The 25,937-nt window shown below is 62.5% G+C and carries 30 protein-coding genes; 19 read left to right on the top strand and 11 right to left on the bottom strand.

The annotated features are described in order from the left end of the window. From X750_RS160200 to X750_RS160225, 6 genes are all read right to left on the bottom strand, one after another. A complete protein-coding gene (locus X750_RS160200; RefSeq protein ID WP_023681982.1) occupies nt 1-1,284 on the bottom strand; it encodes a CpaE family protein in 1,284 nt (427 codons plus the stop codon). A 54-nt stretch (nt 1,285-1,338) separates the two neighbouring features. Next, the gene (locus tag X750_RS160205) at nt 1,339-2,076 is read right to left on the bottom strand and encodes a CpaD family pilus assembly protein (protein ID WP_023703463.1); all 738 of its coding nucleotides are present in this window, start codon (nt 2,074-2,076) and stop codon (nt 1,339-1,341) included. Between the two features lie 14 nt (nt 2,077-2,090). Then, nucleotides 2,091-3,623: a type II and III secretion system protein family protein gene (locus X750_RS160210; RefSeq protein WP_023681984.1), complete on the bottom strand. Its 1,533-nt coding sequence runs from the start codon at nt 3,621-3,623 to the stop codon at nt 2,091-2,093. After that, a complete protein-coding gene (gene cpaB, locus X750_RS160215) occupies nt 3,620-4,432 on the bottom strand; it encodes a Flp pilus assembly protein CpaB (RefSeq protein WP_023681985.1) in 813 nt (270 codons plus the stop codon). Before cpaB ends, X750_RS160210 begins: the two co-directional genes overlap by 4 nt. A 205-nt stretch (nt 4,433-4,637) precedes the next feature. Continuing rightward, nucleotides 4,638-5,156, bottom strand: coding sequence for a prepilin peptidase (locus X750_RS160220; RefSeq protein ID WP_023703464.1), 519 nt, complete (start codon nt 5,154-5,156; stop codon nt 4,638-4,640). 149 nt (nt 5,157-5,305) lie between these two features. Further along, nucleotides 5,306-5,476, bottom strand: coding sequence for a Flp family type IVb pilin (locus tag X750_RS160225; protein ID WP_023681987.1), 171 nt, complete (start codon nt 5,474-5,476; stop codon nt 5,306-5,308). A gap of 345 nt (nt 5,477-5,821) precedes the next feature. Here X750_RS160225 and X750_RS160230 point away from each other — a divergent pair, with 345 nt between their 5' ends. The 3 genes from X750_RS160230 (at nt 5,822) to X750_RS160240 (ending at nt 7,681) form a co-directional block, all read left to right on the top strand. Beyond that, entirely contained in the window at nt 5,822-6,244 is a 423-nt protein-coding gene (locus X750_RS160230; protein WP_023681988.1) for a pilus assembly protein N-terminal domain-containing protein, read from the top strand. Nucleotides 6,245-6,397: 153 nt separating this feature from the next. Then, nucleotides 6,398-7,015, top strand: coding sequence for a TadE/TadG family type IV pilus assembly protein (locus X750_RS160235; RefSeq protein WP_050587055.1), 618 nt, complete (start codon nt 6,398-6,400; stop codon nt 7,013-7,015). A gap of 57 nt (nt 7,016-7,072) precedes the next feature. Continuing rightward, a complete protein-coding gene (locus X750_RS160240; protein ID WP_245260268.1) occupies nt 7,073-7,681 on the top strand; it encodes a TadE/TadG family type IV pilus assembly protein in 609 nt (202 codons plus the stop codon). Between the two features lie 28 nt (nt 7,682-7,709). On the opposite strand, the gene X750_RS160245 is transcribed toward X750_RS160240, so the two are convergent. After that, on the bottom strand, nt 7,710-8,663 hold the full coding sequence (locus tag X750_RS160245) for a PhnD/SsuA/transferrin family substrate-binding protein (protein ID WP_023669581.1): 954 nt from the start codon (nt 8,661-8,663) through the stop codon (nt 7,710-7,712). Between the two features lie 175 nt (nt 8,664-8,838). Between X750_RS160245 and X750_RS160250 the strand changes: the two genes are divergently transcribed. The 6 genes from X750_RS160250 (at nt 8,839) to dnaA (ending at nt 14,593) form a co-directional block, all read left to right on the top strand. Further along, nucleotides 8,839-10,077 (top strand): phosphopentomutase, encoded by a 1,239-nt coding sequence (locus X750_RS160250; RefSeq protein ID WP_023681992.1) that lies wholly within the window; start codon nt 8,839-8,841, stop codon nt 10,075-10,077. Continuing rightward, the gene (gene mutM, locus X750_RS160255) at nt 10,070-10,960 is read left to right on the top strand and encodes a bifunctional DNA-formamidopyrimidine glycosylase/DNA-(apurinic or apyrimidinic site) lyase (protein ID WP_023746684.1); all 891 of its coding nucleotides are present in this window, start codon (nt 10,070-10,072) and stop codon (nt 10,958-10,960) included. Before X750_RS160250 ends, mutM begins: the two co-directional genes overlap by 8 nt. A gap of 40 nt (nt 10,961-11,000) precedes the next feature. Then, entirely contained in the window at nt 11,001-11,774 is a 774-nt protein-coding gene (locus tag X750_RS160260) for an enoyl-CoA hydratase (protein ID WP_023681994.1), read from the top strand. Nucleotides 11,775-11,933: 159 nt separating this feature from the next. Further along, entirely contained in the window at nt 11,934-12,200 is a 267-nt protein-coding gene (rpsT, locus tag X750_RS160265; protein WP_023681995.1) for a 30S ribosomal protein S20, read from the top strand. After that, nucleotides 12,201-12,554 carry a hypothetical protein gene (locus X750_RS1000000165610; RefSeq protein ID WP_156932360.1) on the top strand — a complete coding sequence of 118 codons (354 nt, stop codon included), beginning with the start codon at nt 12,201-12,203 and terminating at the stop codon, nt 12,552-12,554. Nucleotides 12,555-13,048: 494 nt separating this feature from the next. Continuing rightward, complete coding sequence (gene dnaA / locus X750_RS160270) at nt 13,049-14,593, top strand: chromosomal replication initiator protein DnaA (RefSeq protein ID WP_031195619.1); 1,545 nt, start codon at nt 13,049-13,051, stop codon at nt 14,591-14,593. Between the two features lie 27 nt (nt 14,594-14,620). Here dnaA and X750_RS1000000165605 read toward each other — a convergent pair whose 3' ends face one another. After that, complete coding sequence (locus X750_RS1000000165605; protein WP_155922476.1) at nt 14,621-14,896, bottom strand: hypothetical protein; 276 nt, start codon at nt 14,894-14,896, stop codon at nt 14,621-14,623. Here X750_RS1000000165605 and dnaN point away from each other — a divergent pair. The 6 genes from dnaN (at nt 14,895) to X750_RS160300 (ending at nt 20,161) form a co-directional block, all read left to right on the top strand. Continuing rightward, nucleotides 14,895-16,013, top strand: coding sequence for a DNA polymerase III subunit beta (gene dnaN / locus X750_RS160275; RefSeq protein ID WP_023669575.1), 1,119 nt, complete (start codon nt 14,895-14,897; stop codon nt 16,011-16,013). The two genes, X750_RS1000000165605 and dnaN, sit on opposite strands and share 2 nt — an antisense overlap. Before the next feature lie 62 nt (nt 16,014-16,075). Continuing rightward, complete coding sequence (gene recF, locus X750_RS160280; protein WP_023726852.1) at nt 16,076-17,221, top strand: DNA replication/repair protein RecF; 1,146 nt, start codon at nt 16,076-16,078, stop codon at nt 17,219-17,221. A 31-nt stretch (nt 17,222-17,252) separates the two neighbouring features. Further along, a complete protein-coding gene (locus X750_RS160285) occupies nt 17,253-18,008 on the top strand; it encodes a molybdopterin-synthase adenylyltransferase MoeB (protein ID WP_023681998.1) in 756 nt (251 codons plus the stop codon). A gap of 4 nt (nt 18,009-18,012) precedes the next feature. Beyond that, a complete protein-coding gene (locus X750_RS160290) occupies nt 18,013-18,501 on the top strand; it encodes a GNAT family N-acetyltransferase (protein ID WP_023696724.1) in 489 nt (162 codons plus the stop codon). Beyond that, nucleotides 18,498-19,751, top strand: coding sequence for an aconitase X catalytic domain-containing protein (locus tag X750_RS160295; protein WP_023746683.1), 1,254 nt, complete (start codon nt 18,498-18,500; stop codon nt 19,749-19,751). The genes X750_RS160290 and X750_RS160295 overlap by 4 nt, the downstream gene beginning before the upstream one ends. Further along, the gene (locus X750_RS160300; RefSeq protein ID WP_023696725.1) at nt 19,748-20,161 is read left to right on the top strand and encodes a DUF126 domain-containing protein; all 414 of its coding nucleotides are present in this window, start codon (nt 19,748-19,750) and stop codon (nt 20,159-20,161) included. Before X750_RS160295 ends, X750_RS160300 begins: the two co-directional genes overlap by 4 nt. Nucleotides 20,162-20,173: 12 nt before the next feature. Here X750_RS160300 and X750_RS160305 read toward each other — a convergent pair whose 3' ends face one another. Then, complete coding sequence (locus X750_RS160305; RefSeq protein ID WP_023696726.1) at nt 20,174-21,175, bottom strand: D-glycerate dehydrogenase; 1,002 nt, start codon at nt 21,173-21,175, stop codon at nt 20,174-20,176. Between the two features lie 157 nt (nt 21,176-21,332). Here X750_RS160305 and X750_RS160310 point away from each other — a divergent pair, with 157 nt between their 5' ends. Then, nucleotides 21,333-21,890: an SH3 domain-containing protein gene (locus X750_RS160310; protein ID WP_023669569.1), complete on the top strand. Its 558-nt coding sequence runs from the start codon at nt 21,333-21,335 to the stop codon at nt 21,888-21,890. Nucleotides 21,891-21,903: 13 nt separating this feature from the next. Here X750_RS160310 and X750_RS160315 read toward each other — a convergent pair whose 3' ends face one another. Beyond that, nucleotides 21,904-22,263 (bottom strand): DUF4260 domain-containing protein, encoded by a 360-nt coding sequence (locus X750_RS160315; protein WP_023746682.1) that lies wholly within the window; start codon nt 22,261-22,263, stop codon nt 21,904-21,906. Nucleotides 22,264-22,273: 10 nt separating this feature from the next. Then, entirely contained in the window at nt 22,274-22,705 is a 432-nt protein-coding gene (gene irrA / locus X750_RS160320; protein WP_023699466.1) for an iron response transcriptional regulator IrrA, read from the bottom strand. Between the two features lie 344 nt (nt 22,706-23,049). Between irrA and fabA the strand changes: the two genes are divergently transcribed. The 3 genes from fabA to fabI all read left to right on the top strand — a co-directional run bounded on the left by fabA (nt 23,050) and on the right by fabI (nt 25,754). Then, the gene (gene fabA / locus X750_RS160325) at nt 23,050-23,565 is read left to right on the top strand and encodes a 3-hydroxyacyl-[acyl-carrier-protein] dehydratase FabA (RefSeq protein ID WP_023669566.1); all 516 of its coding nucleotides are present in this window, start codon (nt 23,050-23,052) and stop codon (nt 23,563-23,565) included. A 122-nt stretch (nt 23,566-23,687) separates the two neighbouring features. Then, nucleotides 23,688-24,908, top strand: coding sequence for a beta-ketoacyl-ACP synthase I (gene fabB / locus X750_RS160330; RefSeq protein WP_023669565.1), 1,221 nt, complete (start codon nt 23,688-23,690; stop codon nt 24,906-24,908). Between the two features lie 33 nt (nt 24,909-24,941). Beyond that, entirely contained in the window at nt 24,942-25,754 is an 813-nt protein-coding gene (gene fabI, locus X750_RS160335) for an enoyl-ACP reductase FabI (RefSeq protein ID WP_023669564.1), read from the top strand. The last annotated feature ends 183 nt before the right edge of the window (nt 25,755-25,937 follow it).

Below are 25,937 nucleotides of genomic sequence, written 5' to 3'. Positions count from 1 at the left end.
TCATTTCTTGTTACGCGAGAGCTTGCCGAGGAGGCCGCCAAGGCCTGCCTTCTTCCTGGCCTTGATTTCGCTGCGACCGGTCAGCACGTGCGCGATTTCGTTGATCATGCCGACGACCGGGCTCTTGGGATCCATCTCGCCCAGCATGCGGCCGTTGTTCGCGGCATTTCCAAACAACAACGGGTCGAAGGCGATGACCGACATCGGCGTGAGGCTGAGCGGCTCGGCGAAGTCGGACGCGGAAATCTCGGGCCGTTTCGGCACGCCGGCCTGATTGATGATCAGTTTCGGCGGCGGATCGTTCGGGCGAAGCCGCGTCAGCATATCGACCAGATTCTTGGTGTTGCGCAGATTGGCCAATTCCGGCGTCGCAGTGATGACGATCTCGTCGGCCTTGATCAGTGTGTTCTTGGTCCAGCCCGTCCAGATATGGGGGACGTCGAGCACCAGCAGCGGCACGCTGCGCTGGGCGGTATCGATGAGTTGCGTGAAGGCATCGGGATCGAAATCATAGACACGTTCGAGGGTGGAGGGCGCGGCGAGCAGCGACAGATGTTCGGCGCACTGGGCAAGCAGACGGTCGAGATAAACCTCGTCGACGCGTTCGGGCGAAAACACGGCCTCGGCGATGCCTTGCGCAGGGTCCTGGTCGAAGTTTATGTTGGCCGTCCCGAAAGCCAGGTCGAGATCGGCGACGACCACTTCCGATTTGAACAGCGATGACATCGCCCACGCCACATTGTGGGCGATGGTCGAGGAGCCGACGCCACCCTTGGCGCCGACGAAGGCGATCGAGCGGCCGATCGGCTCGGCTTCCGGATCGACGAAGATCGACGAAACCACCGAGACAATATCGGCCATCGACACGGGCGCGATGACGTATTCGGAAATACCGAAGCGGATGAGTTCGCGGTAAAGACCGACATCGTTGTAGTGGCCGATCACCACGACTTTAGAGGAGGGATCGCAATATTCTGAAAGCTGGGCAAGCTGCTCCAGCAACTGCTTCGGTTCGCTGCGCGACTCCAGAAGGATGAGGTTCGGCGTCGGCGCGGATTGGTAGAATTCGATCGCCGTGGCGATGCCGCCCATATGCACTTTCAGATGCGCCTTGGCCATGCGGCGATCCTCGCCGGCCCGCTCTACCGGATGCGCGACACCTTCCGTCTCGCAAAATGCCTGGATGGAAATACGCGGAACCGGCCGCAGCGCCTGCATCGCGGCAATATCCAATTGCGAGCTGTCGCCGCCGTCTACGGGCGTATCGTAGGCAAGATTGCTCATTGTCATGCTCTTTTCCGTGACTTCTCTTCCGGTCTCTACGCGGGACCGGCGCTCCTAGTACGTCACTTCCGAATTGCCGAGGAACTCGTCCGAAATACCTCTGCCGCGGTAGACGTCGATCACCGCGCCGCGGTTCTCGGCGTCGATGTCGGACGACTTTCTTGGCCCGAGCAGATCGGTCGGATTGGCGAGTTGCGCGGCGAGGTTGTTTTGAGACGAGCAGCCGTAATCGGCGTAGTGCTTGTTTTCGGAGGTTTCGAGGATGTCTTCGGGCCAGCGCCCGCATTTGTCGGTCTGGGCTCTCACCGAAATATAGGAAACGCGGATAGGCGCCGACGCTTCCGGGGAAACCGACTGGTAGGAGGTCACCACGATCCGGTTTAGCTTGATGCCGCTGGCAACCGCCAGCCTTGCGAAATCGCGCGCCGCGGCAGTCGCCGCGACCTCATTAGCCGAGCCGATCGGGGTTGCGATCGTCAGCGCCGGGGCAGCGCTCTTGTCGTAACCGTCTAGGAAGCCCAGAAGCGTGTCGCGCTGCGAGCCGGTCATGCCGCGATCGTCGGCGCCGACCGGGAGGTCGAGCTTCTGGTTCTTCTCAGCAATTACGATCGGATGCGTGGTGCGATAATCATCGGGAATCGCCCCAACCGTGATGCTGTCGCGCTTAGCGCAACCGGCAAGCGAGGCGGCGATCGCGACCGCCAGGATCGGCATTGCCGATCGGCGGATCCGGCCACGGCCAGACCATGCCGTTGCGGCAATCGCCAGTACCTTTGATGCTGACTGAGACATGTCCGCTTCCCCGCTTACTTGTAGATGAAGCCGACAACGCCGTGGTAGCGGCCGTTGGGCTTGTCGGTCTGCATGGTGCCGTAGACGCGGTTGACGCGGCCAAGGAACATGGCCGGACCATCGCCGGCGGCATTGAAATTGTCGTCCGGCTTAGCCAGGTCGTTGCGCGCCACCGGCCGAGCCAGATAAGGCGTGATGATGATGACCAGTTCAGTTTCATTGCGGACGAAATCGCGGCTGCGGAATAGCGTGCCGAGCACCGGGATCTTGGTCAGGCCGGGCAAGCCCGATACAGCCTGGCGGACGTCGTCGCGAACGAGGCCGGCAATCATCATCGAACCGCCCGACGGCAATTCGACGGTGGTGTCGGCAAGTCTCTTGCGGATCGACAGAAGCGTCAGGCCGGGCAAGCTGCCGCCGCCTTCCAGGGTGGTAGCACCTTCCGAGGTCGGCTCCGAAACCGATGTTCTGACCTTGAGGCTGATCCGGCCCGCCGACAGCACAACGGGCTGGAACTCGAGACCTATGCCGTATTCCAGCTTTTCGTTGGTGTAGGTGACCTGGCCGGTCTGGTTGTCGGTCGAAACGTTGTTCGTACGTGCCGTGATGAGATTGAATTCGCCGCCGACCCTGAACGTTGCCTTCTCGCCCGAAACCGCGGTGAGGGTCGGTTCTGCAAGCGTCTTCATGACGCCGCTTTGCTCCATGGCATTGATGTAGGCTTTGAGGCCACTGCCGCCCAAGTTAAAGCCTGAATTCTGCGAAAGCGGCTTTCCCAAACCGTAGTTGGGCGAACTCAGCGCACCGTAAGCGATGCCGTCCATGCTGCCGCTGCCAACCATGTTGACGCCGAGCTGCTTCATCACCGAGCGGCTGACTTCGGCCACGGTCACCTTCAGCGTCACCTGGTCGTCGCCGATGATCTGTAGCAGGTTGACGATCTTCGAGACCCGGCGTTCGGCATCCGGGTTGTTGATGTCGACGCCCCCATTGGCATTGCCGCCGGCCGCGGTCTGCGAATACTGGCCCGTCGTCGCTTCACCTCCGGACACGAAGATGGTTGCCAGATCGACGGCGCGCTTGGCATCGAGCGGCGTATCCACCGTCCCGGTCAGGACGACGTTGTCGTTCAGCAATTCGACCTTGATCTCGGCATTCGGAAGGAAGCGCTTGAGGTAGTCTTCCAATCCGGCGACGTCGCGTTCGACGGCCAGATCCAGGCTGGCAATCTGCTCGCCATTGGGACCGAAGACGAAGATGTTGGTTTCGCCCACCGACTTGCCGAACAGATAGATGCGCCTTGCGGTGCGGGTCACCGCATCGGCGACCGCGGGATTGGCGACAAGGATGTCGTAGGCGTCGCTCGGCAGATCGATGACGACCGATTTGTTGAGGCCGAGCTTGACACGTTGCGTGGCGGTCGAGGCCGTGACCCCGACGCTCTTTCCGGCGGCCTTGGCGTCGCCGAGGCCACTTGCATGGGCTCCGAGGAAAAGCAGGCCGACGGCTGCAGCCATGGTGACCGGCAGTTTAGCGACTAACCTCATTTCCTTGCCCCTACTTCGGAAACTTCGCCCGATTTGATCAACCGCACCGTTCCGCGCCGCCCACTGCCGGAAACGAGGTAGTCGGCTTCATCGGTACCCTTTTCCTTGTTGTCGGTGATCGAGCGCAGCGCCAGCGTCAGGCGATCGGCCATCTGCTGGGCGACGGTTATTATCTCGGCCTGCTGCGGCGTCAGCTCCAGCGTCGCCGTCTGTCCGACCCTGGTCTTCTTGCCTTCCTCGTCCTCCTGGATGGTCTGATCGATCGCCAGGACGCGGATGTTCTTGAGGATGGTCTCGGTGGTGAATCCGCTGCCGCCGTTGCCGGTGTCGGATCTGCGGGTCATGATGACGTCGACAAAATCGTTGGGCAGGATGAACCCGCCTGCCGACGTGTCAGCCGAGATCGCGGTGGCGACGGCACGCATGCCGGTGGGCAGGATCGAAGACATGAAGCTTTGCCCCTCGCCGATCAGCTTGGAGCGCCGCAGCGGCTCACCGGTGTACATCGCCATGCGGGCGACGGAGCCCTTCAGTTTCTCCCGCGCTTCGGGTTCGGCGGCACGGGTGATGAAATTCGCATTGATGCCATCGGACGGCCAGGACTCCCAGCTGAGATTGTTCTCAAGTGGGCTGCCCATCGGCACGTCGCCGGAAAGCACGAGCACATCCTGCAAGGCAATGGCCGGCGCCTGCGGGGCATCGGCGACGACCTGCTGGGGCGGGACCGCCACCATATTCTTGGCGACATAACCTGCACCACCCGCCGCAGCCACCGCCACGCCCAGAATAATCAGTCGGGATGCTGGCATCTGTCCGAACCCTCGCCTTTAGGCAACCAACTAGCCAGGCCGGACTTTGCAGCGGCAATCGTCAAAACAAGGTTAATGCAATGCTTACGATCGTGATTAATTTAAGGTTTACATAAATTGGACGGACCCGTGCTCCGACGACAGAAAGGGCGACCAGCGGCATCTTTTCAGACCGATGTCGGAGCGGCAAAGGTTGCTTGCTGTTTCAGTTCGCCAGCTTTGCCAGTGCCCAAACCATCAGGGGTGAATCCGGATAGGTCAGCAGCCCGCCAATGCCGAGTGCAATGCCGTAGGGAACGCCAGTCGTGTCGTCGGCGAAATGGCGCAGGAATAGATTGTGGCTGGTGTAAATCGCCAGCGGCGATTTCCGGTAGAGAAGGATGGCGAGCGTCAGCAGTCCGCCGATGAACGTCGATATCACGAGATACTCGACAAGGTGAATGTTGAACCCCATCCAGACGGCGGTGCCGGCGAGCAGCTTGGCGTCGCCGCCACCCATGCCGCCGAGTGCAAACAGACCGAACGTCACGGCCAGCACCAGGCCGCCGGCGGCGAAATGCCAGCCATAGGTTGCCCAGTCCATGGCCGTCAGCGGCGCAACCAGCGCAAACACCGCCAGCAGCAGCACCGGTACGCGGTTGGCGATCGTCATCGACAGCATGTCGGAGATCGCGGCGAAGAGCATGCAAAAAGGAAAGATGACGAAGATCAACGCTTCGAGCATGGGCGCGACACCCTGTTGCCAACTGTGTCCAGCCTCAGCCTAGACATATATGATTAACGATCGATGAGACTGGGTTACTCAAAACCGCCCGACGCGATGAAATAAGGGCCGCCAGTCAGGCGGCCCCTATCTCTAAGGCAACCAGGGTATTACGAACCACTCACCTTACCGGCGATGGCGATGAACTTGTTGTTCAGGGCGTTGCCGAGCTGACCAGCGCCAAAAATGATGGCAAGCGCGATGAGAGCGGCGATCAGACCGTATTCGATAGCGGTCGCGCCGGATTCGTCCTTCGCGAAACGTGCGATGAGATTAGACATTCGAGAGCTCCTACTCCACGTGTTACAGCACTTCCGTCAACTTCTGTGGTGGTTGATCGGATGCTGCCAATCTACGGAGAAGCTCTTTCAATCGGCTTAATAAACAGCCTTACCGATTCCTTTCCCGCTTCGAACAGCTTGCGTGGTTAACCGTAAACTAAACGCTGGACAGTAGCTCGCCTGCCCGTGAAAAGCTGTAATTTCACGGCTATCGGCAGGACGCATTGTTATATCAGCTGGCAGCAAGATTGGAGCGAATACCCGGCGCCGGTCAAGGGTTTAACCGTTGGTTCACCAATCTCCTTCATGTTCCGTGAACAAGTTTTGCCGCTGTGGAGCGCCTTGATGACCGCCATGAAATCGTCATTCCTGCTTGTCGCGCTTCTCGCCGTCCCGGCTTTCGTGCTGCCGGCCAAGGCCGGAGCCGGCATCGAAGTGACGATGAACCAGGCCAAGATCGTCAAACTGACACGCCCCGCCGACACCATCGTCGTCGGCAATCCGGCGATCGCCGACGCCTCCGTCCAGGATGCATCAACGATCGTGCTGACGGGCAAGGGGTTCGGCGTGACCAATCTGGTTGTCCTCGACCACGATGGCAGCCCGATCGTCGACGAGCAGGTGACCGTAGTGCGCCAGGACGCGTCGTCGGTGCGTATCTACAGGCGCGCCTCGGTCCAGACCATGTCCTGCACGCCATATTGCGAAAGCTCGTACAAGAGCGACTCGGAAAAGTCGTCCGAGGCCGAGATGAGCGCTGGGCAGTAAGCGCCTCAGTTGGCTCGATTGTCTCGGGAAAGCCGCGTCGGTTAGCGGCCGGTTAATGTCGCCTGGTCGAATTTAACGGTCATTCAAACCGGAGCTAAATGGGTTCTTGATAGTGGTGCTGACGGTACCGCATCAGGATCGCAGGAACGGGATATGGGCGACGTTTTGGACGAGGATTCAGAACGCGAGATCTGCAAGGCCAAGGCAGGGCGCGTGACGTTTGCCCGTCGTTTCCTTCGTGATCGGCGCGGCAGCACGGCGATAGAATTCGCGATGCTTGCGCTACCGTTTGCGGCTCTCGTCTTCGCCATCCTCGAGAGCTGCGTTTCATTTGCCGGACAGGAGGTGATGGCCAACATCACCGATGATATCGCCCGTCAGTTGCGTACTGGCCAGTTGAGGCAAGCGGATGTGACGGAAGAGAAGCTGAAGGGCTTGGTCTGCGCCAGACTCGAGATCATTGTCGCGAAGGGTTGCCCCGGTTTGCTGGTGGATCTGCGCCCGTTCAAGACCTTTGCCGGGGCAGCCAGTGCGGGTTTCACGATTTCCGGCTCGACCATCACGCTGACGGGCAAGGATCCGGATACAGGCAAGGACCCGGCTTTCGGGACCCCTACAATAGGTCCGGCAGAATCAAAGAACATGCTGCGGGTCTTTTACCCTTGGCCGGTCATGACCGATTTCATGGCTCAATACATGTCGAATATGGATGGCGGCAAGACTCTGCATTACGCGACGACAACGTGGCAAAACGAGCCATTCGACAACTGAAATTGCACGTGTAAGCAAAAGGAAAAGTGCATGTTTCGTGCGGGGGCACATCCGGGGATGTCGGTTAGCTGGAAGAGAGCGGAGCGGTTTTTTTCCGATCGGCGCGGCATAGCGGCCGTCGAGTTTGCCCTCATCGTGCCTGTCTTGCTGATCATGTATTTCATTACGATGGAGGCCTCGCAAGCCATCGAGGCCAGCAAGAAGGTCAGCCGCATCAGCTCCATGGTTGCCGACCTCGTCACGCAGCAAACGTCGGTGGTCAACGCAGATCTCACCGACATCATGAAGATCGGCAACTCCAGCCTTCAGCCTTACAACCGCTCGGTCGCCAATATCTCCATTACGGCAATCGACATCAGAACCGACCCGAACAATCCGATACCGCAAGCAAAGGTGGCGTGGTCCTGGAGCGTGCTGGATGGGAAGACTGGCCGCGACTCCAACCCGACAACTTCCACCACCGTTCCGGCGACGCTCAATGTTGCGGGGACTTTCCTCATTCGTGTCAAAACCACTCTAGCATACCAACCGATCATCTCCTGGTCGGAAGGCTCCGAAAAGCCGCTCGGATTTATCTCGGCCTTCAACGAAGGCAAGATAACGATGAGCGAAACCTACTATCTCAGGCCGCGCCGGACCACGTCGATCCCCTGCAGCGATTGCTGAAGCAGCTCTGGCCCATCCGACCCCGGCTTTATTGCGCGCCGCTGTCGGTGCTGCCCGACACCAGGCGCACGATGGAATCGGCCATCGCATAGTCACTCGCAGCGGCGAGCGTGAACCCTCCCGAATGTTTCGATTCCACGAAATCGTAGACTTCCGGCGACTGCGATCTGAGATTGGTGAGGAAGACGGTCAGTCGGCGTTTGGCTTCGGGGTCGAGATCGCTGCGGACGGCGTGAGGGCCGTATCTGAGCACGCCGGAGGTCCAGATGATCTGGAGCGCGGCTTCTGGAATGCCCGCCGCCTCCAGTCGCGCCGCCGTGCCGTCCGGATCAGCCGGCTGATCGCCAGCAATCGCCGTCCGGTTTTCCGCCGTGGCCCGCTCCCAGCCGAACAAGGCATCGGCCTGGCCATCGACCAGCATCGCTTCTGCGGCGGCAGCCGAGCCGGCATGAGCGAGGAATGGCGCATCCTGGCTGATCTTGATGCCGTCGGCCGCCAGCCCGGCGAGCGGTAGAAGCGAACCGCCGACATTGTCGGAAGGCGCCATGGCGATGCGGTGCGTTTCCAGGGCCGCGAGATCGGAAAGCCTGCCGTCGCGCGTCAAAAGCACGGAGCGGATGCCCGTGGCACCGTCGGCATCGACCGGCGCCACAAGAGGTTCGACGCAGCCGCAGCGCTCCGAGGCGGTGGCGTAGGCGGTCGCCGAATAGACCGCGTACTGAATCCGGCCATTGGCCTGTGCCTCTATCAGCGCCGCATAGTCATGCGCGACGACGAATTCCACCTTCATGCCGAGCGCCCTGCCGTAGGCGTCAGTCAGCATGGCCAGACCCGGAACCGTGTTGCCGGCGCCCGGCTCGGCAACGATGCCGATCCGAAACGTGCCGATCTGGTCGCGCCAGTCGGCGTGCGCGGCGAGCTGCGAGGCCAGCAGCGCTACAGTGGTCGCCAGTGCACTCCAACCCAGGTCAGCCCGTCTCATCGATCCATGCCCCGCACGCCGTTCCTTGAAGCGCATCGCATGTCTCAAGGATGCGTACAGCGCGCCTGCCCGACTTCGCGACCATCGCGTCAGGCCGTTGCCGCCTGGTTTACGATTTGCCAATGCCGCGACGGGACCTTATGTCTGGTCAACCAGACTGGCAATGACGGCACCGATGGCACGCGCTTTCCTCTTCGTTCTCGATTCTTTCGGCATTGGCGGCGCCGCCGATGCCGAACCCTATGGCGACGCCGGCTCGAACACATTCGGACATATCGCGCTGGCCTGCGCGGAAGCCCGCGCCGATCGCGAGGGCCTGCGCGAGGGACCGCTGAAGGTGCCCACCATGGTTTCGCTCGGTCTCGGCCGCGCAGCAGAAACCGCAACCGGCTTCCAATTCGACAGCAAAGCCGCTGTTTCAGCCTCCGCTTTCCACGGCGCCGCGCAGGAGATTTCGAGCGGCAAGGATACGCCGTCGGGTCACTGGGAAATCGCCGGGCTGCCCGTGCGGTTCGACTGGGGCTATTTCCCCGATAAGGTGCCCACCTTCCCTGCCGAACTGACCGAAGCGATGATCCGCGAGGGTAAGGTGCCGGGCATTCTCGGCAACTGCCATGCGCCCGGCACGGAGATCATCGAGCGCTTCGGCGAGGAGCATATCCGCACTGGCCAGCCGATCTGCTACACCTCGGTCGATTCCGTCCTGCAGATAGCAGCGCACGAAGTTCATTTCGGCCTGGAGCGGCTCTACGAGTTCTGCAAGACGGTACGCCGGCTGGTCGATCCGCTGAAGATCGGACGGGTGATCGCACGGCCTTTCCTGGGCGAAACATCGGCCACCTTCGAGCGCACCTACAACCGCCATGACTACGCCGTGCCGCCGCCTGAGCCGACGCTGCTCGACCGCTTGACCGGGCGCGGCAGCCGGGTGATCGCGGTCGGCAAGATCGGCGACATCTTCGCCCATCGCGGTATCTCGGAAGTACGCAAGGCGCCCGGCAACATGGCAATGTTCGACAAGGCGCTGGGTGCGATGGACGATGCCGGCGACGGCGACCTGGTGTTCGCCAATTTCGTCGACTTCGACACCGATTTCGGCCATCGCCGCGACGTCGCCGGCTATGCTGCAGCGCTCGAAGCCTTCGACCGCCGGCTGCCCGAGGCACTGGCAAAGCTGAAGCCGGGCGATCTGCTCATCCTCACCGCCGACCATGGCAACGATCCGACATGGCGAGGCACCGACCACACGCGCGAACGCGTCCCGGTCATCGGCACCGCACCGGGTCTCACGGGCGGCGACATCGGGCTCAGGACCACCTTCGCCGATATCGGCGAGACGGTCGCCGAACACCTCAAGCTGGCGCGCGGCCGCCACGGCGCTTCCTTCCATGCGGCGATAGGCGGCCATGCCTGAACTGCCCGAGGTCGAAACCGTCCGGCGCGGCCTGCAGCCGGTTCTGGAAAGCGCGCGGATCGTACGCGTCGAGGCGCGCCGGCCCGATCTCAGATTTCCGTTTCCGGCGAGATTTGCGCAGCGGCTGACCGGCAAGACGGTCATCGCGCTTGGCCGCCGCGCCAAATATCTCACCATACACCTGGACGATGGCCCGGTGATGATCTGCCATCTCGGCATGTCGGGCTCGTTCCGCATCGAGACCGCCGATGAGAAAGAGACGCCCGGCACGTTCCATCAAGAGCGCTCGAGGAATGCCAAGCACGACCATGTGGTGTTCCATGTCGTGTCGCCTGTCGGCGTCCAGTCTCGCGTGGTCTTCAACGACCCGCGTCGGTTCGGCTTCATGCTGTTTGCGGAAGGCCTGGCCGAGGCGCATCCGATGCTCGCGGGACTGGGCGTCGAGCCGACCGGCAATGCGCTGGAAGGCGCCCTGCTCGCCTCTCTGCTGAAGGGCCGCAGATCGCCGTTGAAGGCGGCGCTGCTCGACCAGAAGCTGATTGCCGGGCTCGGCAATATCTATGTGTCGGAAGCGCTGTGGCGCGCCGGCCTTTCGCCATTGCGCGAGGCAGGCACCATCGCCGGGACCAGCAAGAAGGCCAAGGAACAGAGCGAACGACTGGCCGAGGCAATCCGTTCGGTGATCGCCGATGCGATCGCCGCCGGCGGGTCTTCGCTGCGCGACTATGTGCACACAGACGGGTCGCTGGGCTATTTCCAGCATTCCTTCGCGGTCTACGATCGCGAAGGCGAGCCCTGTCCGACGCCCGGCTGTCGCGGCCACATCGAGCGCATCGTGCAAAGCGGCCGCTCGACCTTTTATTGCCGGACCTGCCAGCGGTAAGCTAGACGGTCCTTCAGTGCCGCAACCAGGAGGCCAGCCCATGAGCTATGAAACCATCATCGTCGAGACGCGCGGCAAGGTCGGCCTGATCACGTTGAACCGGCCTAAGGCGCTCAACGCGCTGAACGCGCAGGTGCTGGCGGATTTGCTGACGGCGGCAAAGGGGTTCGACGCCGATCCCGGCATCGGCGCCATGGTCATCACCGGTTCCGAGAAGGCTTTTGCGGCGGGCGCCGACATCAAGGAAATGCAGGCCGTCACCTACGCGGAGGCCTATGTGCAGGATTTCTTCGTCGGCTGGGAAGAGTTTACCCGTGCGCGCAAGCCGATGATCGCCGCTGTCGCGGGCTATGCGCTGGGCGGCGGCTGCGAACTGGCGATGATGTGCGATTTCATCATTGCCGCCGACACGGCCAAGTTCGGCCAACCCGAAATCACGCTTGGCGTCATTCCCGGCATGGGCGGCTCGCAACGGCTGACCCGCTTTGTCGGCAAGTCGAAGGCCATGGACATGTGCCTGACCGGTCGGATGATGGATGCCGCCGAAGCCGAGCGCAGCGGCCTGGCCTCGCGCGTCGTGCCGGCCGGCGAGTTGATCGAGGAGGCGATGAAGGCCGCGGCCAGGATATCAGAGTTTTCACTGCCATCGGTGATGATGGCCAAGGAGGCAGTCAACCGCGCCTACGAGACGACGCTGGCGGAGGGACTGCGCTTCGAACGCCGGCTGTTCCACTCGCTGTTTGCGCTCGACGACCAGAAGGAAGGGATGGCAGCCTTTGCCGAGAAGCGGAAGCCGAATTTCACCAATCGCTAGAGTGGCGGCGGCGAGGACCAAAAAGAAGCCAAAGCGGCGTTGACGCGCCGGAAAAGCTGAACTATAAGCCGCTCCAACCGAGGCGGCCGTTGGCTGCCCGTTTGTTTTTTGCGCCCTGCGGCATCCCGCATGCGCCCACCAGATCAGAAGAGAGGCATCATGGCCAATACCTCCTCGGCCAAAAAGGCAACGCGCAAGATCGCCCGCCGCGCAGCGATCAACAAGAACCGCCGCTCGCGCGTGCGTACATATGTCCGCCAGGTCGAAGAGGCACTGGCTGCCGGCGACAAGGCAGCCGCGCTGGAAGCCTTCAAGACCGCAGAGCCGGAATTGATGCGCGCCGCGACCAAGGGCGTGATCCATAAGAATACGGCATCGCGCAAGGTGTCGCGTCTGGCTCACCGCCTCAAGGTGCTGTCGGCCTGATTGACCGTTCCTGAACTGTCGTTCTTTCAAACCCGGCCAATCGTGCCGGGTTTTTTCGTTTGCCGGCAAGCACTTAAAAAGAACGGCCGCAAAGCACGCCCGAGCCGCATTCCAGAGTCTGGAAATGCTTTGCCGGCACATACACTCCCACTGATATTCCAATCCGCCGAAACGGCCCACGCCAATAAATTTGGCTGTCACAAATTGCTGATATTTTTCAACGACTTGCTGGAAGTGATCCACAGCTTGTTCACATCGCCTGTGGGCGATAGGCAGCAAGTTGGTGTCAAGCGAATTATTTCAGAAAATTTCAAACCGCACAGCCATTTTCATATTCGCGGCAAAAGGGTTTGAATCCCAATGGCTTTGTCAAAATATGCGCTTCCAGCACGGAGCCCGAACCGTTGTTCACTAACCAGATTCCTTAAAAATCCGTTAGAGGTGGCCTTGCCCTATCCACAGCGATTTCGGTAATGTCGGTCTATCGAAAGGGACGGGCCATTAGCCCTTAACCCAGCCTGAATCGGCCAGCTAACAGTGGCAGAATTCATGACGTGGATCAATTCCGCGAACGGGTATGGCTTGCCTTTTCGATACGATAGGGGACTGGCGTAATTGTACATGGCAGCTTGATGGCGCACCGGCGTTTTCGCCGGGTAGCACCGCTTTGCCCGAACATGTCAGACGGACTGGCTTTAAGCAGCCGGGACCCATCCCATTCTGACGAGGCAACGTCATCCGCCGGCGGCGGCGGTGGTGTTGTAGCGAAGATACGGTCGCCGGAAACATGGGTGCAGGAGGCGCACTCCCGGCGGAAAAAAGGTACAAAGGAAAAGGGACGCACAATCATGCAGAGCGGCATCGAGCGGGAGCTTACGGGCGACCTGCCATTTCCCGGAACATTGGTCGGAGCGCACGATATGGCGGCTTCCAGCGACGCGGAACAGAAGTTCGACCGGGTCAAGGCCCAGTTGAAGGCGCGCCTGGGAACCGAGGTCTATTCGAGCTGGTTCGGCCGTATGAAGGTGGCTGAGGCTTCCCGGGGCATTGTACGCATCTCGGTGCCCACGGCCTTCCTGCGCTCGTGGATCAATGGCCATTATCTCGATCTCATCGCCGATCTGTGGAAGCACGAGGATCCCGAAATCCTCAAGATCGAGATGGTCGTGCGCACCGCGACCCGTCCTGCCCGCAATGGCGTCGAACCCGAGGCCGTGCCGGCGCGCAAGATGACCAAGCATACGCAGACCGCATTGGCGGCCGGCACGGTCGGCCCCGGCAGGGTGGAGCGGGCGCCCGCCCCTCGTCCCGGCACGCCGATCGAGAGCGAATTCCGGCACAATGTGCTGGGGTCGCCGCTCGACCCGCGCTACACGTTCGGCTCCTTCATCGAAGGCCCGTCGAACCGGGTGGCTTTCGCCGCAGCCAAAGCCGTGGCGGAATCGCAGTCGAGCGCGGTGCGCTTCAACCCGCTGTTCCTTCATGCGACCGTCGGGCTCGGCAAGACGCACCTTTTGCAGGCGATTGCGGCCGAATCCCTGAAACAGAACCCGAAATCGCGCGTCGTCTATCTGACGGCCGAATATTTCATGTGGCGCTTCGCCACCGCGATCCGCGACAACAATGCGCTGACGCTGAAGGAACAGCTGCGCGACATCGACCTCTTGATCATCGACGACATGCAGTTCCTGCAGGGCAAGTCGATCCAGCACGAATTCTGCCATCTCATCAACATGCTGCTCGACAGCGCCAAGCAAGTGGTGGTTGCCGCCGACAGGCCGCCGTCGGAACTGGAATCGCTGGAACCGCGGGTGCGCTCGCGCCTCAATGGCGGTGTCGCGCTGGAAATGTCGGCGCCGGACTTCGCCATGCGCATCGGCATGCTCAAGCTGCGGCTTGCCACGGCCAAGGTCGACGATGCGTCGCTCAATATTTCGGAGGAGATCCTCAACCATGTCGCCCGTACCGTCACCGGCAGCGGGCGTGAGCTGGAAGGCGCGTTCAACCAACTGCTGTTTCGTCAGTCGTTCGAGCCGGCGATCACCATCGACCGCATCGACGAGATCCTGGGGCACATCTATCGCTCTGGCGAGCCGAAGCGGGTGCGCATCGAGGACATCCAGCGCATCGTGGCGCGCCACTACAATGTGTCGAAGACCGAGTTGCTGTCCAACCGGCGCACGCGCACCATCGTGAAGCCCAGGCAGGTCGCCATGTACCTGTCGAAGGTATTGACGCCGCGCTCGCTGCCGGAGATCGGCCGGCGGTTCGGCGGGCGCGACCACACCACGGTGCTGCATGCGGTGCGCAAGATCGAGGACCTTTCCGGCGTCGACAACACGCTGGCGCAGGAACTGGAACTGTTGCGCAGGCTGATCAACGACCAAGCCTGATCGGCGCGGCAAACGGAGCGCGCCGGGTTAGAGTATTCGGTCGTCGCGCTTTAAATTTTCTTGTTTTGATGCATGTCGTTGTCCCAAAACCGCTGCGCAGTTTTCGGCGACATGCATCGGTTGCCGGCCAACGTCCGCTTTATCCCCAGAAAGCCCGCTTAACCGGCGCGAACCGGTGGCCCGGACTTGCGTTTGCTGGCTTTTTCCTGTCAGTTTGCATAGATTCTGAGCCTGTTCAGACCTTTCGCGGGGCGCCGCCCACTGGTGACCCGTCCATTCATTCAAGCGAGCCTGTTTCGTCATGCGTGTTATCCTGGAACGGTCCAATCTCCTGAAGTCGCTCAACCACGTTCATCGCGTGGTCGAGCGGCGCAATACCATACCGATCCTGTCGAACGTGCTGCTCAGCGCCGAGGGCGCCAGCCTTGAAATGAAAGCCACCGACCTCGACCTCGAAGTGACCGAAGCGACGCCGGCAAAGGTCGAGCGCGGCGGGGCGACGACGGTTCCGGCGCACCTCCTCTACGACATCGTGCGCAAGCTGGCCGACGGCGCCGAAGTGATGCTGAAGACCGATGAGGACGGCAACGCCATGACGGTGACGTCGGGCCGCTCGAGCTTTCGCCTGCAGTGCCTGCCGCAGTCCGATTTCCCGGAGCTTTCGGCGGGGTCCTTCTCACACATCTTCCGGCTCGATTCCGTCGCCCTGAGAGGCCTGATCGAAAAGACCCAGTTCGCCATCTCCACCGAAGAGACGCGCTACTATCTCAACGGCATCTACCTGCACACGCATGAAACTGGCGGCAAGCTGAAGCTGCGTTCGGTGGCGACCGACGGTCACCGCCTGGCGCGCGCCGAGATCGACGCTCCGGCCGGGTCCGAAGGCATGCCGGGCATCATCATTCCGCGCAAGACGGTCAGCGAATTGCAGAAGCTGGTCGACGATCCCGATGTCGCGGTGACCACCGAATTGTCCGACACCAAGATCCGCTTCACCATCGGCAGCGTGGTTCTGACCTCGAAGCTGATCGACGGCACTTTCCCGGACTACCAGCGCGTCATTCCGACCGGCAACGACAAGAAGCTGATCATCGACCGCCAGAGCTTCGCCGCCGCCGTCGATCGCGTCTCGACCATTTCCTCCGAGCGCGGCCGCGCGGTGAAGCTTTCGATCACCGAAGGCCAGGTGACGCTTGCCGTCAACAATCCGGATTCGGGCAGCGCCACCGAGGAACTGGCGGCCGACTATTCGTCCGACCCGATCGAGATCGGCTTCAACGCCAAATATCTGCTCGACGTCGCTGCTCAACTGACCGGCACGGAAGCCAAGTTCATGCTGGCCGATGCCGGTTCGCCGACGCTGATCCACGACATGGCCGATGAGACCGCGCTCTACGTGCTGATGCCGATGCGGGTGTAGCAGCCGCACTGCGGCACACTGCAGCATAATTGATTGCGGCGACTTCTACAGGCGGATAGCGGTTGCCGGAACAAAGTCACATAAGGAAGCTAACACTTACGAATTTCCGCAACTATGCGGCGCTGTCGATCGGCTTTTCCCCCGGCCCTGTGGTGTTTTCCGGCGACAATGGCGCCGGCAAGACCAATCTTCTGGAAGCCATCTCCCTGCTGACGCCGGGCCGCGGCCTGCGCCGTGCGCCCTATGTCGACGTGGCCCGCGAAGGCGGCGATGGCGGCTTTGCGCTCCACGCAAGGCTCGACGGGCCGGAGGGACAGGTCGAGATCGGCACCGGCATCACCGGGGGTGAAGCGGCCGGCGAGGGCGGTCGCAAGGTGCGCATCAATGGCGCGCCGGCACGGTCGGCAGACGCCATGCTGGAATGGCTGCGCGTCGTCTGGCTGACGCCGGCCATGGACGGCCTGTTCCCCGGACCTGCCGCCGACCGGCGGCGCTTTCTCGACCGGCTGGTTTTGGCTGTCGATCCCGGCCACGGCCAGCGTGCGCTCGATTACGAGAAGGCGATGCGCGGACGTAACCGCTTGCTTACGGAAGGCTCGCGCGATGGCGCCTGGTTCGACGCCATCGAGATGCAGATGGCCGAAACCGGCGTGGCGATCGCGGCTGCGCGCGCCGAACTGGTACGCCTGCTTACCGCCATGATCGACAGGCTGCCTTCCAGCGGGCCGTTTCCGCAGGCCGACATCAGCCTCTCCGGCGACCTTGAAAGCGACGTCGCCACAGCACCCGCCGTGGACGTCGAGGAACGCTATCGCGCCGCCCTTGCCGACGGCCGCGAGCGCGACCGCGCCGCCGGACGCACGTTCGATGGCCCGCACCGTTCGGATCTGCTGGTGCGCCACCGCCCCAAGGCGATGCCGGCCGAACTCTGCTCGACCGGAGAGCAGAAGGCGCTGCTGGTCGGCATCGTGTTGTCGCACGCAAGGCTGACCGGCGAGATGTCGGGGATGACGCCGATCCTGTTGCTCGACGAGATTGCCGCGCATCTCGATGCCGGCCGGCGCGCCGCGCTGTTCTCGATCCTGGAAGAGCTGAGCTGCCAGGCCTTCATGACCGGAACCGACGCCGCGCTGTTTTCCAGCCTGAGGGGACGCGCGCAGTTCCTCACCGTCGACCACGGCACGGTTGGGCCAACCGAGGAGACCTGACAAGCTTTTTGCTCCGCTATATGGTCCGGCAATGACCCCTGCCGCCCTCACCGACGAAGAGCTCGAACGCTATGCCCGCCACATCGTGCTGCCCGAGATCGGCGGCGCCGGCCAGCAGAGGCTGAAGCGGGCGCGGGTACTGGTGATCGGCGCCGGCGGCCTCGGCGCGCCGGTGCTGGAATATCTCGCTGCCGCCGGCGTCGGCACGCTTGGAATCGTCGACGACGATATTGTCTCGCTGTCCAATCTGCAGCGGCAAGTGATCCACGCCACCCATACGGTCGGCACGGCGAAGACCGAGAGCGCCAAAGCAGCGATCGCCCGGATCAATCCCCATGTCGCGGTGGAATTGCACGATTTCAGGCTGACGGCCGACAATGCTGCCGTTCTCGTCGCGCGCTACGACGTGGTCGTCGACGGCTCCGACAATTTCGAGACGCGCTATGTGGTGGCGGATGCCTGCGCGGCGGAAAAGCGGCCGCTCGTGCATGCCGCCGTCGGCCGCTTCGACGGCTCGGTGACGGTGTTGATGCCGTTCGGGACCGGCGCCGACGGCAGACCGAACCCTGGATATCGCGACCTCTTTCCTGAAGCGCCGCCGGAAGGACTGGTGCCGTCCTGCGCGGTGGCCGGGGTCGTCGGTGCGCTGACCGGCGTCATCGGCACCTTGCAGGCAATGGAAGCCATCAAGCTGATCACCGGTATCGGCGAACCACTGGTCGGCCGGCTGCTGCTCTACGATGCGCTGTCGGCGCGCTTCGACACGATCCGCTACAAGAGAAGCTGACCGCATGGATCAGCCTGCCAGTGTTTTGGTCACGCAGTTCGCCCCCGGCTTCGACCGCTGGGACGAACTGCTCAGCCTGATCATGCGCGCCTTTGCACCGATGGACGGCGTCATCGACCCGCCCTCCTCTGCGCATCTGCTGTGCGTCGAAAGCCTGAGGGACAAGGCTGGGCGGGAAACGGTGTTCGTGGCTCTGCAGGGCGGCCAGATCGCAGGCTGCGTTTTTGCGCTGGAGAGACCCGATGATTTCTATGTCGGCAAGTTCGCCGTCGAACTCGGGCTTCAGGGCCAAGGCATCGGCAGACGATTGATGCAGGCTGTCGAGGACCTTGCCCGCAACCGCAACAAACCCGCCATCGAACTGCAGACGCGGGTCGAGCTCACGGCAAATCACGCAACCTTTGCGCGTCTCGGCTTCCGCGAAACCGCGCGCACGGCGCATGACGGTTATGACCGGCCGACCTCGATCACCATGCGCAAGGAGTTCGCGTGAGCCTCGCCCTCAGCGCACAGGAGCAGACAATCGCCTCCGGCCATGACGGGGCGGCGATGGCGATGCGCATCGTTGCCGAAAGCGCTGCGCTGCTCGGCGCGCCGCGACTGATCCCGATCGCCTCGACGCATATAGACGGCGCGCTCTATCACGGCGATTCCGGCACGCTGTTTGCCGAAAGGCTGGTCGATGGCGGCGCCAGGGTCGCGGTGCGCTCGACGCTCAATGTCGGCGCGCTCGACCTGATGGGCTGCTCGCGCGTGCGCCTCGAAGAGCCGGCGCGCGGCATGGCGCGACGAATAATGGAGGCCTACCGCAAACTGGGCTGCGAGCAGAGCTGGACCTGCGCGCCCTATCAGGCCGGCCACAGGCCAGCGCTTGGCAGCGATGTCGCCTGGGGTGAATCCAACGCGGTGGTGTTCTGCAATTCGGTGCTGGGGGCACGCACCAACCGCTATGGCGACTTCCTCGACATCGCCTGCGCCATATCGGGCCGCGCGCCGGATTACGGCCTGCATCGCCCCGAGAACCGGCAGGCACGGCTGGTGTTCGATGTGTCCGGCCTCTCCGCCTCGTTCCTTGGTTCGGAGATCGCCTGGCCGGTGCTGGGCAACCTCTACGGCCGTGAGGTCGGCAACGCGGTCGGCGTCGTCACCGGCATATCCAGCCATCCCGGCGAGGATGCGCTGAAGGCCTTCGGCGCGGCGGCGGCATCGTCGGGCGCCGTCGGCCTGTTCCATATCGCTGGGGTAACGCCAGAAGCGCCCGACGCCGAGACCATCCTGGTGGGCGGCAGGCCGGAAACGATGATCCGCGTAACGCCGGAGATGGCCATGAAGGCCCGCGCCGGCCTGTCCACCGCAGCCACGCAGACCGCCATCGATGCCGTGGCGATCGGCAGTCCGCATCTGTCTTTGGCCGAATTCGATGCACTTGAGCGGCTGATTGGCGGGCGGCGGCTCAGCGTGCCGATTTACGCCTGCACCGGCCGCCACGTGCTCACCAGGCTGGAGCAGAACGGCAAGCGCAAGATGCTCGAAGCCAGCGGCGTCATCATCGTCGCCGACACCTGCGTGGTGGTGACGCCGATCCTGCCGAATCTGGCCGGCGGCGTGCTGATGACCAATTCGGGAAAATTCGCGCACTACGCGCCGGGCAATACCGGTTACGCCGTGCTTTACGGCTCGCTGGCCGACTGCGTGGAAAGCGCGGTTGCCGGTAAGCCCAGGTTTACGGATATCGCCGCATGAGCGCCGTCGCTGAAATCCTGGTGCCGGGCAGCGGAGGCGAAGGGCTGGCCTTGGTGCTGACGGCGCCGATCAGCTTCTGGGGCGGCGTCGATCCGAAGAGCGGCCGCATCGCCGATGTCCGTCACCCGCAGCATGGCGAGACCATTTCCGGGCGTGTGCTGTTCCTGCCCGGCACGATCGGCTCGTCCTCAGCGTCAGCCGTGCTGATGGAACTCGTCCACAATGGCCATGCGCCGACGGCACTCGTGCTGCACGAGCCGGACGCGATCCTGCTGCTTGGCTTGATCGTGGCCAGGGAAATGGGCTGGCGGACGCCGGTAGCGCTCAGGCTCGAGCGCGACGATTTTGAGGCCTATCGCGGCAAGCGTGTGAGTGTCGCGGCGGATGGCGCCCTCACAACCGCATCCTGAACGCGGCCCGCTTCAAGTCCGTAGCGGCAGCACGCGGTCCGGCGGCCGGTGCCCGTCGAAGAAGGCGCGGATGTTGATGATCACCTTCTCGCCCATGTCGATGCGGCCCTCGATCGTCGCCGAACCCATATGCGGCAAAAGCACGACCTTGTTCTTGGCGGCAAGCTTCAGCAGTTTCGAGTTCAGCGCCGGTTCGTGCTCATAGACGTCGAGGCCGGCGCCGGCGATCTTGCCGTCCTGGATCAGCTTGACCAGCGCTTCCTCGTCGATGATGTCGCCGCGCGCGGTGTTGACCACATAGGCGGTGGGCTGAAGCAGAGCCAGGCGCCGCGCCGAAAGCAGATGAAAGGTCGCCGGCGTCGACGGGCAGTTGATCGAGATGATGTCCATGCGGGCAAGCATCTGGTCGAGGCTTTCCCAATAGGTCGCCTCCAGCCCTTCCTCGACCGCCGGCAGCACGCGATGGCGGTTATGGTAGTGGATGGACAGGCCGAAAGCCTTTGCGCGCCTGGCAACAGCGGTGCCGATGCGGCCCATGCCGACAATGCCGAGGCGCTTGCCCCAGATGCGCCGGCCGAGCATCCAGGTCGGCGACCAACCGGCCCATTTCTTGTCGCTGGTGAGCACATTGGCGCCTTCGGCCAGCCGCCGCGGGCCGGCCAGCATCAGCGCCATGGTCATGTCGGCCGTATCCTCGGTCAGCACGTTCGGCGTGTTGGTGACGGTAATGCCTTTCCTGGCCGCCGCAGCGACATCGATCTTGTCGACGCCATTGCCGAAATTGGCGATCAGCTTGAGATTGTCGCCGGCCTGGGCAATCAGCGCCGCATCGATCTGGTCGGTGATGGTCGGCACCAGCACATCGGCTTCCTTGATCGCCGCGACCAGCTCCGGCTGCGTCATCGGCCTGTCCTCGACATTCAGCCTGGCGTCGAAGAGTTCGCGCATGCGGGTCTCGACCGGATCGGGCAGCTTGCGCGTGATGACGACGAGAGGCCGTTTTTTGCCTGCCATTGTTTCCTCGAACCCGATCTCGTTGAGACCTCTTTAACCAAGACAGGCGAAACTGAATACCGGTCGCGGTGCCTGCCACTCCTGTAACAAGCGGTGCCGCCGAAGACAAAGAAAAAGGGGCGCCCGGACCAAAGGGCACGCGCCGAAAGGAATGAAAGTGTCTGGTTTCGCGTCGCTTCGCCTGATCCTCAGCGCAGCGCTTCTCGGCGCTCTCCTGCATTCCCCGCAAGCCGCGGCGCAAGGTGCCGCCGCACCTGTGCAGACGGTCACGCTCGGGCCGAGCGGCCTGCCGCTGCCGCGTTTCGTCAGCCTGAAATCGGCTCGCGTCAACTCGCGCGTTGGCCCCGGCGCCAACTATTCCGTCGACTGGATGTACACAAAGGCCGGCCTGCCGATGGAAATCATCCAGGAATTCGATACCTGGCGGCGCGTGCGCGATGCCGATGGCTCGGAGGGTTGGATCAACCAGTCGCTGCTGTCGGGCCGCCGGACCGCGATCGTCGCCCCTTGGCAGCGCACCAAAGGTGGCCGAATCAATCTGCTCGACGATGCCGATAAGGACGCCAGCGTCATCGCCATCATCGAGCCGGGCGTTACGGGCACGATCAAAACCTGCGATGGCCAGTGGTGCGAAATGACCTTCGACGGCCACACCGGCTGGATCGCCCAGTCGCAGGTGTGGGGCGCCTATCCCGGCGAGCACGTCAAGAATTGAGATTGCTGGAGGCCTAACGGCCGATACGGCCGAGATGGGTGTCCTGAAAACCGGTCGACAGTTTGAGACCGTAGCCGAGCGCGCGGTCGACGGCGATGTGGATGATCCAGATCAGACCAATCGCGGTCGCCGTCGAATTGGCCAGAACATATCCGGCGAGGGCCAGCAACAGCGGGACGATCAGGATGTGCAACGCGTTGTAAGCGACAGCGCCGATCCGTGCCCCGGCGAGATAGCCCAGCATCGACAGGTCGGGCGCCAGAATAAGCAGGGCGAACAGCCACCAGGAAACGCCTGACGCGGCATAGGCGACTATAGCCACGAGCGCGACCGCAACCCATTCGAGCCGGATTGCAAAATCGACAGGCTTCATGGGGTGGGGCTTAAACGTTGCGCTTCGGGCGCAGCCTCACCACGATGTCGACATTGGCGATCTCCATGCCTGCGGGTGGCTCCGGCAGGTTGGAGACGGTCACCGGACCGCTTTCTATATCGAAGATCCTGTTTTCGCCTTCGATGTAAAAATGATGGTGATCGGAGGTGTTGGTGTCGAAATAGGTCTTGGACCCCTCGACCGCCAGGATGCGCAGCAGGCCGGCCTGGGTGAACTGGTGAAGCGCGTTGTAGACGGTGGCGAGCGAGACCGGCACGCCGGCGGCGACCGCCTCTTCATGCAGTTCCTCGGCCGAAAGGTGGCGGTCGCCCTTGGCAAACAGCAGATCGGCCAGCGCAATGCGTTGGCGTGTCGGCCTAAGGCCGGCTTCGCGAACCCGCTTGTCCACAGCGACATTTTCCTTCCGGCAGCCCAGATCCATCTATCCGTCCAAGCCCACAGTTCTGCCTCAAGACACGCCCAGAGTGGCGAAAAAACGTCATCGGCCGAAACTGGATACCTCCCGACATATATTCTGTTGGCGGAATACGATCAATAGAGCGACGTGCGTCCAGTTGGACGCACTAAGTGCGCTCTATCGCTTTTTTGGCGTCGCATCGTGCTTTCCGGAATCGAAATCGATTTCGGGCCGATGCGAGAGCGCGCATTGACCCGGGCAGACGGGCGGGTTAAGCGCAAACGCCGGTTTCCGGCCCGAAAGGGATTGTGTTAGGAAACCAACGACAAGGGCGCCCCACCGCCCGGGACATTATGGGGACGAGACATATGGCGGGTTCGAAATCCAGCTACGGTTATGAGGAATTGCTTGCCTGCGCCCGCGGCGAGCTGTTCGGGCCCGGCAACGCCCAGCTACCCTACCCGCCCATGCTGATGTTCGACCGCATCACCGAGATCAGCGAGACCGGCGGCGCCCACGACAAGGGCTTCATCCGCGCCGAATTCGACATCAAGCCGGACCTGTGGTTCTTCGCCTGCCATTTCATCGGCAATCCGATCATGCCGGGGTGCCTGGGCCTTGACGCCATGTGGCAATTGACGGGTTTTTACCTCGGCTGGCTCGGCGAACCGGGCAAGGGCATGGCGCTGTCGACCGGCGAGGTCAAGTTCAAGGGCATGGTGACGCCTTCGGTCAAGAAGGTGGAATACGGCATCGATTTCAAGCGCGTCATGCGTGGACGCCTGGTGCTCGGTATCGCCGATGGCTGGCTTAAGGCCGACGGCGAACCCATATACGCTGCGACGGACCTCAAGGTGGGGCTGTCCAAGCAATCGGCCGCCTGACCGGCGCCACTGCAGCAGGGCGTTCCCGGACGCGCAACGACGCTGCGGCATTTTGATTTTGCGTATGATCGCCGGCGAAAACCGACTAGGGTTTCGGGATCATCCGCTGGAAGGAGTTGCGAATGAGAAGGGTCGTCGTCACAGGCCTCGGCATCGTATCGTCGATCGGCAACAACGCCAACGAGGTGCAATCCTCGCTCCACGATGCCAAATCAGGCATCAGCTTCTCCGATTCCTTCGCCGAACACGGCTTCCGCTGCCAGGTCTGGGGCGCGCCGACGCTCGACCCGACCCCTATGATCGACCGGCGCGCCATGCGCTTCCTGAGCCAGGGCGCGGCCTGGAACCATGTCGCGATGGACCAGGCGATCGCCGACGCCGGGCTTGGCGAAAGCGACATCACCAATGAGCGCACCGGCATTGTCATGGGCTCGGGTGGCCCCTCGACCCGCACCATCGTCGAGGCGGCCGAGACCACGCTCAAGAACAACAGCCCCAAGCGCATCGGTCCGTTCGCGGTGCCGAAGGCGATGTCGTCGACCGCGTCGGCGACGCTCGCCACCTGGTTCAAGATCCACGGCGTCAACTATTCGATCTCGTCGGCCTGCTCGACCTCGGCGCATTGCATCGGCAACGCCTACGAACTGATCCAGTGGGGCAAGCAGGATGTGATGTTTGCCGGCGGCCATGAGGACCTCGACTGGACGATGTCGGACCTGTTCGATGCCATGGGGGCGATGTCGTCGAAGTATAACGACAAGGCGTCAACAGCTTCCCGCGCGTATGACGCCAATCGCGATGGCTTCGTCATCGCGGGCGGCGCGGGCGTCCTCATCCTGGAGGAGCTCGAACACGCCAAGGCGCGCGGCGCCAAGATCTACGCTGAGATCGTCGGCTATGGCGCGACGTCGGACGGTTACGACATGGTGGCGCCGTCGGGCGAAGGCGCGGTGCGCTGCATGCGCCAGGCTCTGGCGACGGTGTCCGCGCCGGTCGACTACATCAACACCCACGGCACCTCGACGCCGGTCGGCGATTCCCGGGAAATGGGCGCCATCCGAGAGGTGTTCGGCGACACGATGCCGTTCATCACCTCGACCAAGTCGCTGACCGGCCATTCCCTTGGTGCCGCCGGCGTACAGGAATCGATCTACTCGATCCTGATGATGCAAGGCGGCTTCATCGGCGAGAGCGCCCATATCGAAAACCTCGATCCCGAATTCGAGGGCATGCCGATCGTGCGCAAGCGCATCGACGACGCCAGGATCGACACGGTTTTGTCCAACTCGTTCGGCTTCGGTGGCACCAACGCAACGCTGATTTTCCAGCGCTATTCCGCATAAGGCCAGCGTTTTATTGTAGGGGGATTGCCGGCCATGGACGGACTGATGAAGGGCAAGCGCGGGCTTGTCATGGGCGTCGCCAACGATCATTCGATCGCCTGGGGCATCGCCAGGAAATTGTCCGAACACGGGGCGGAGCTTGCCTTCACCTATCAGGGCGACGCCTTCGGGCGCCGCGTCAAGCCGCTTGCCGAGAAACTTGGGGCGTCACTGGTGGTGCCGTGCGACGTCGAGGACAGCGCATCGGTCGCCGCCACCTTCGAGACGCTCGGCAAGGAATGGGGCGGGCTCGACTTCGTCGTCCACGCCATCGGCTTTTCCGACAAGAACGAGCTCAAAGGGCTCTACGCCGACACCAGCCGCGACAATTTCGTCCGCACCATGGTCATCTCCTGCTACTCCTTCACCGAGGTCGCCCGCCATGCCGCCCCGCTGATGAGCGAAGGCGGCGCGATGATCACGCTGACCTATGCCGGCTCTGTCCGCGTCATGCCGAACTACAACGTCATGGGCGTCGCCAAGGCCGGGCTGGAAGCCAGCGTGCGCTATCTCGCCAACGATTATGGCCCGCGCGGCATCCGGGTGAACGGCATATCGGCGGGACCGGTGCGTACTTTGGCCGGCGCCGGAATCTCGGACGCCCGCCACATGTACTCCTACCAGCAGCGCAACTCGCCGCTGCGCCGCACGGTGACCATCGACGAGGTCGGCGGCTCGGCGCTCTATCTTTTGTCCGACCTCTCGTCAGGCGTCACCGGCGAAATCCATTATGTGGATTCCGGCTATCACATCGTGTCGATGCCAACCCTGGATGAGTTGAAGCAGACCGACAGCGTACGCGATTAACTCACCAGTAAAATTAGATGCATCGGCGGAAACTCATTTTAAGGAGATATCCGCTAGAAGTCTTATGGGCTTGGGCTCTGCGCGTTCTTGCTGGGCGCAAAGGATGCTTTAGCCTTTATGAATTTGCGCTTGATATTTCCGAAAGTCGAGTTGATTTCGGGATCATGCGACAGGGACTGAGCA

Origin of the sequence: Mesorhizobium sp. LNJC391B00, assembly GCF_000502535.1 — a bacterium.
GTDB lineage: Bacteria > Pseudomonadota > Alphaproteobacteria > Rhizobiales > Rhizobiaceae > Mesorhizobium.
This window is presented reverse-complemented; position numbering and strand designations above follow the sequence as displayed.